This window comes from Actinomycetota bacterium, assembly GCA_040755895.1.
In the GTDB taxonomy this organism is placed as follows: domain Bacteria; phylum Actinomycetota; class Aquicultoria; order Subteraquimicrobiales; family Subteraquimicrobiaceae; genus Subteraquimicrobium.
This window is the reverse complement of sequence record JBFMAG010000027.1, coordinates 1-5,533: the sequence shown is the minus strand read 5'-3', so window position 1 is coordinate 5,533 and position 5,533 is coordinate 1. Positions and strand designations below refer to the sequence as shown.

General features: G+C 47.9%; 5 protein-coding genes and 1 tRNA gene. 3 read left to right on the top strand and 3 right to left on the bottom strand.

Features of this window, described 5'->3' with window-relative positions; genetic code table 11:
• Positions 1 to 512 precede the first annotated feature (512 nt).
• On the top strand, positions 513 to 875 hold the full coding sequence (locus AB1466_01175) for a hypothetical protein (GenBank protein ID MEW6188714.1): 363 nt from the start codon (positions 513 to 515) through the stop codon (positions 873 to 875).
• A gap of 100 nt (positions 876 to 975) precedes the next feature.
• On the opposite strand, the gene AB1466_01170 is transcribed toward AB1466_01175, so the two are convergent.
• Positions 976 to 1,173 (bottom strand): threonyl-tRNA synthetase editing domain-containing protein, encoded by a 198-nt coding sequence (locus AB1466_01170; GenBank protein MEW6188713.1) that lies wholly within the window; start codon positions 1,171 to 1,173, stop codon positions 976 to 978.
• Positions 1,174 to 1,286: 113 nt separating this feature from the next.
• On the opposite strand from AB1466_01170, the gene AB1466_01165 reads away from it, so the two are divergent.
• Positions 1,287 to 1,358: transfer RNA gene (locus tag AB1466_01165), tRNA-Ala, on the top strand.
• Positions 1,359 to 1,425: 67 nt separating this feature from the next.
• Here the strand turns inward: AB1466_01165 and AB1466_01160 are convergent.
• Positions 1,426 to 2,781 (bottom strand): MBL fold metallo-hydrolase, encoded by a 1,356-nt coding sequence (locus AB1466_01160; GenBank protein MEW6188712.1) that lies wholly within the window; start codon positions 2,779 to 2,781, stop codon positions 1,426 to 1,428.
• Between the two features lie 348 nt (positions 2,782 to 3,129).
• Between AB1466_01160 and AB1466_01155 the strand changes: the two genes are divergently transcribed.
• Positions 3,130 to 3,594, top strand: coding sequence for a hypothetical protein (locus tag AB1466_01155; GenBank protein MEW6188711.1), 465 nt, complete (start codon positions 3,130 to 3,132; stop codon positions 3,592 to 3,594).
• Here the strand turns inward: AB1466_01155 and pknB are convergent, their stop codons facing one another.
• Positions 3,595 to 5,403, bottom strand: a complete 1,809-nt coding sequence (gene pknB / locus AB1466_01150) for a Stk1 family PASTA domain-containing Ser/Thr kinase (protein ID MEW6188710.1) — start codon at positions 5,401 to 5,403, stop codon at positions 3,595 to 3,597.
• Positions 5,404 to 5,533 lie beyond the last annotated feature (130 nt).

The following is a 5,533-nucleotide window of genomic DNA, read 5'->3' as shown; positions in this document are numbered from 1 at the left end:
TGCCTCAGGTTATTTTGTTGAAGGATTTAAGCCTGGAATAAAAATTTGAAGCTTGATTAGTGTGAGCTTTAAATGAGCATAAAACCGAAGGAACCCAACTAGCCACTTCGGTTTCCGACCTACTCTTTATTTTAGTGGCTCTTTGGGTTCCTTCAAGTCTATATATCGACTTTATCCCGTTGACACTTTAGGCAACCCTATTTTGTAGGCAAAATTACATTTTCTTCCATTTACCCTTTCTTCGATCTTTTCCACCCCTGAAAATCGGACCAATTTTTTGGATACTTCCCTATGGATGTAGAAGATCGGATTCCTCTCCCCGTGGCTGAGATCAAGGTCGAGAGGTTGGAAAATCCCAGTCCTCCCTCTTCCTCTTTGGGGAGCCCTTCTTTGAGTAATCTTAAATTGACGTAGAAGAGTTTTCCACACCATTGGCGAGAGCGAAAATGTAGCTTGTGAAAAAGGTTATGCTATAATTCTTAAGAGGTGAATCGAAGAGGAGGAAGAAGGAAATGGGCGCAAGGAACATCCTCTTAGTTGTTATCCTTGCTGTGTTAGTGACCTGTTCGGTATCTTCTTGGGCGCTGGCTCAAACGCAAATCATTCATGCTCCGGTGCGCAAATGTGTCTTTGCCAGTGCCGCTGAAAGTGGATCCGGAACAACCCATGAACCGGAAGCCGAAGAACATGGAGCAAAAGAACACGGAAAAGCGGAACATGGAACAGCTGAACGTGAGGAAGAACATGAAGCCGCTCCGACCGGAGGGCTATTATCCTTCTCAGATATTCTCTTCTTGGGCGTGATAGTAGCCATGTTGATAGTAATCGGAAAGGGATTGGGAAGGTGGGGAGCAAAGCGCGAGGCAAAAAGTTAGAGCTGAGTGGCTTACTCATAAACGATCTTATAGACATAGACCAAACTCGTCCGATAATTCGAGACCCATAGGTGTTTCCCATCTTGGGTGATGGTCACACCTATTGGGTGTGTGTGCTTGTCTCTACGGTGAAGATTTGCTCCATAGTCTCCACATCCACAACTTCGATATTGTTATCCTCATAATTGAGAGATGGGATGGCTTTAATTTCCAAAGTATTGAACCAACCAAAGGGCGTGCGGATTACATTTAAACCCTTATTTTTCAGCTTCTCTTCGATCAGCTTCAACACCTCTATTGCTGACTTACTCCCACAATTTTACCAGACCGCATTCCTTTGGGAAATCACATGGACCCTAATTTGACTTTATCCGAGGTCGTTTATATAATTTATGCTGCAATATATATTTTGGGGATGTAGCTCAGAGGGAGAGCGCCTCCTTGGCGTGGAGGAGGTCGCGGGTTCAAGTCCCGCCATCTCCACTAATAAATATATAACAGTTATTTTCTATGAAGAGTCCAGAATTTGCTGGGCTCCTCTTATTTTTGGTTAAATTTGGTATTCTTGGGTGGGTTCAGGGCAGATTGTCTCAATGTTCAGATCCCTTATGAACTGCTGATAAAGCTTCGGTCTTTCGGTGTGGATGAGATAGACCTTCTTCGGAGCTATTTGGGAGATCGTCTCCTTGAGCTCGAGAGGAGCGGCATGTCCCGAGGCATGAATGTTGTATAGAGGAATTCCGTAGTATTCCATCCAATTCAAGAGCTTTTTGAAATCGATCTCCATTTCCTCATTGAAGGGTTCGCTCTGAGAGAGGATAAAAATGGTTCCCGACTCCGGCTGGATGTCGCACATCTCGTTCATATCGTAAAAGGTCGCCGAGAGGATTATTTCATCCTGAGCTTGGCTTAAATCCGCACTTTCAACCACGCTTGAATAGGTTTCCAGGAGTCTTTTCTCCCAGAATCGTGGACTCTTTTTCTGTCTGGCGAAGATGAGGATATCGGGATCGTGTAGATTGAAGATGGATAAACCCCTGTCGTGCTCTAGGGCTTCGATGAGATATGCCTGTTTTGTGGACAGGGCGAGCTTTCTCCCATTTGCCTTCGCAACCTCGTAAAAAGTTCTCAATCTATCGATATCCACGGGAGAAAAACTCGCTATGACCAGGGCCTTCGTCTGAGCCACGATTTCCATGGTTTTATCCCTTACTTCCCGTTCGGAGGAAACTTTCCCCTCACCCACATTGGTTCCCTCGATGATCAAGGCATCGGGCTTTGATGCCTTTGCCTTTTCTATGAACTCAAAGGTCATGTCAGCTCTGGTGCCGTGAAGTCGAAAATCACCGGTGTACACGATGGTGCCTTCACTGGTTCGGATTATAAAGCCATAGGCCCCCGGCACGGAGTGATCGACGTGAATCGGTTCGATCTCAATGGAACCTATATTTACGATGTCACCCGTTCTGAAGGTCTCAAATTTCTTGAAAATCTCCCCTCCTCTTTGTGCCGTGAGATTGGCGATGTAATAATCACTCGACGATGTCCGACTAGTGAATTCTCTGGTCACGATGATGGTCCTCGTAGTTTCTCCGCAATAGATGGGAATCTCATTCTTTATGTATCGGATATAGTCCATGTGGTCGGTGTGGGGGTGGGAGAGGAGAACCCCGGCGGTATCCCTCAATCCTTCATCTTTTTTATACAGACCTTCGATGGTTGGCAAAATTCCCAGGGCTAAAAGGTGCTTTTCCTCCCTGGGTTCCAGGTAAGGCGCATCATAATACTGCCTTTCCCGTTCAAAATTCTTCCCGAAGTCCAGGAATATCTCCGTGCCTTGATCCTTAAGCAAAATTTTATTTCCCCCGACCTCGCCAATTCCACCATAGAATTTGAGGATGGTCAATCCAATCACCTCTGAAGGCTAGCTTTTATGTCCTCTTCAATTATAAATCATTTGGCCTTTCCAATCCGCTCAAAATTTTGGGCACGACGCCATATGCTCCTAAAGCTTTTGCCGCATTTGTCGATGCAATTGAAGGGGACGATTTCTCGTCCCCCAGATGCAAAAATGGGGAAACCGAGGAAAACCAGACTATCAACTTTCTTTTTGACAATTGTTCTTTTAACTGGGGTGAGTCTTGCCCCGGCCAATCCTGGGCAGCACCTGGAATTAAAATCAAATTTGCGATCGCAAAATCCACTCGTAAATTCGTTTTTTGAGCCCCCGGGGGAAAGAAATTATAAAACCGATATGGAATTGGCTGTAGAGAGATATCTGGCCAGGAAAGCCGAGGAAGCACGCAGGGCAGAAGAGGCAAGGGCGGAAGAGGCACGAAGGGCAGAAGAAGCGAAAAGGCGGCAAATCACCAAAACTTCGAGCAAAATTATTGGAAAGACGGGAGCTAAAGCCTTGGGACAAAAGGCAAGTGTACGGACAGTTCAAAGTACAGTCACCGATTCCATCGCAGTGAAACAGGCTCAGGCGAATCGCATTCTTGCTTCGTTAATCGCAAGATACCCCATTTTGCAAGGTTCGACGGTGCACATCCGATCCTGCCCCAATGGTTGGCAGGGATGTTGCTGGTACAAGAGGGGAGAAATTTGGGTCGATCCAAACCACCGTGCTTCCCTCTCTGATATAATCCACCATGAATGCATGCATATCATAGACTGGCGAGAGGATGGGGACATAGATCACAATGACTATTGGGAGTAATTATCCCGATGGTTCCTCTCCTACCCAAATGGTAATCGTCGATCCCCTTTTTACCTGCTCACCACCCTTTGGGCTTTGGGCTACCACCTTACCCCAATCTTCTGGACTGGAGACACCTTCTTTGATCACGACTATAAAACCGAGGTTTTCTAACTCGCTTTCGGCGGCACTTTCATCCTTTCCCACCACATCGGGAACGGTAACCATCCTTGGGCCGGTGCTCACCACCACCTTCACCACCGCTCCCCTTTTGACTTCGATTCCGGGTTGGGGAGATTGCCTTATTATCCTTCCCTTTTCAACTTCATCGCTTGATTCCTCGGTCCTTGTCATTTTCAATTTTGCCTGACTTATGAGTGCAGCGGCTTCCTCCTCGGTTCTATTTATCACATCTGGGACTTCAACCATCTCTATTCCCAGGCTCACAATCAGATTTACCTTTGTGCCCTTGGTCACCTTTTTATCTCCCTTGGGATCCTGATCGATGACCCTATCTTCGGGTATCTTGTTATGGTGTCTTCTCTCGATTTCGCCAACTTCCAACCCCGCTTTTGCCAGAAGATAGGTTGCCTGAGCTTCCGTGCGTCCCACCACTTCGGGCACGGATATTAGTCTTTTACCTTTGCTCGCGGTTACCTTAATGGTCTCCCCCTCCCTTACTTTCCGACCGGGACTGGGATACTGATCGATTATGCCCCCGCTAGCTATGGTATCGCTATACCTCCACTCCGCGACCTTCAACTTGAGACCCTTCCTCGTCAATATTTGTTTAGCCTGGGAGATGGTTTTGTCCTCCAGATCTGGAACGACGACTCTGGGCGCAAGGGCATAAAAACCCCAGGCTGCCGCGAGGGAAAATGCCAATAATATGGCCAATATCCAGACAGCCCAGGCGATCCATCTCCTCCTACGCACTTCTTTTTCCACGGGAGGAGGGACGGGACGGGGCAGCACTATGGTCTCCCCCTCGGATGGGGTAACGGTTGCCTTGACCGGCAAACCCTGGGCACATCGCACCAAATCCTCTCGCATCTCCTGAGCGGACTGATAGCGATCGCTGGGATGTTTTGATAAGGCTTTCAATACTACAGCCTCAAGGGATTCGGGGATATCGGGATTTATGCTTCGGGGGGAGGGTGGCGACTCGTGGGCGTGTTTTAAGGCGATGGCCACTGGGCTTTCTCCCTCGAAGGGGGCCTTGCCCGTGAGCATCTCGAATAAAACTACTCCAAGGGAGTAGATATCTGAAGCTATGGTGGCCGGGGCACCATGCGCTTGCTCAGGGGAGATGTAGTGGGCTGTTCCTAGGATGGTTCCGGTCTGGGTCATGGTGGAGGTTCCCGCCCGAGCGATCCCGAAATCGGTCACCTTGACCTCTCCTTCGGTGGTAATGATGATATTATGAGGCTTTATATCCCTGTGGATTATATCGTGTTTGTGGGCAAATCGAAGTGCTGAACAGACCTGGCGGGCGATGTCGACGGCTATATCGAAGGGGAGAGATCCTCTATCTGCGATTATCTGTTTGAGATTCCTTCCCTCCAGATACTCCATGACGATGAAGTAGGTACCGTCTTCGCTTCCCCAATCATGGACATTGACGATGTTGGGATGATTCAGACCCGCCGCCGCTTGCGCTTCCCTTCGAAAGCGAGCCACGAAGTTTTCTTCCTGAGCGAATTGGGGGTGCAGGATCTTTAAGGCAACGGTGCGGTGGAGCACCTCATCATAAGCCTTGTAAACATCGGCCATCCCGCCGCTGCCAATCTTCTCGATAATTTCGTATCGTCCTCCGAATACTTTCTTCACTTCCTGGCTCTCCCAGCAAATCCGGCCTTTTCGAGAAAGGTCTTTGACATGTTTGTTTTACTTACCTTAACAGACCTAAAGGTTTGTTTCTACTTTGAAAAGGTCTGTTTCTACTTTGGTGTTCAAATTC